At 68.5% G+C, this 498-nt stretch carries 1 protein-coding gene; it reads right to left on the bottom strand.

Going from position 1 to position 498, the window contains the following annotated elements:
* A partial coding sequence (locus DEH69_RS02155; protein ID WP_113685150.1) for an acyltransferase domain-containing protein occupies nt 1-498 on the bottom strand: 498 nt, incomplete at both ends.

The raw sequence follows: 498 nt of genomic DNA, 5'->3' as shown, positions 1-498 counted from the left end.
GCCCATGGTGTGAAGGGCGGCCAGGGCGGTAACCAGGCTCTCAACCTCGGGGCGGTCCTTGCGGAGGACGGGCGTGCCATCGACCATCGCGGACAGAACGCCATCGGGGCCGATCTCAAGAAACGTGCCCACGCCGTTAGCACGCAGCGCCTCGACCGCGTCGTGGAAACGGACGGCCTCGCGGACATGCCGCACCCAGTAGGCGGCATCGACCCTCTCCGGCTGTCCCACGATGGGCAGTTGAGCCGGGTGGTAGGTCAACGACTCGGCGACCGCGCGGAAGCCCTCCAGCATCGGGTCCATCAGATGCGAGTGGAACGCATGACTCACCGCGAGCCGCTTGTGCTTCCACCGCTGGGCCAAGGCCACCACGGCCTGCTCGTCGCCGGAAAGCACCACGGAATCGGGGCCGTTGACCGCCGCGATATCCACACCCCCGGTCAGCAGCGGCAGCACCTCCGACTCCGACGCCTGCACCGCCACCATCGCACCACCCTC

This window comes from Streptomyces sp. PT12, assembly GCF_003311645.1.
Lineage (GTDB): Bacteria > Actinomycetota > Actinomycetes > Streptomycetales > Streptomycetaceae > Streptomyces.
The sequence above is the reverse complement of the archived record's forward strand: the minus strand, read 5'-3'. Positions and strand labels throughout refer to the sequence as shown.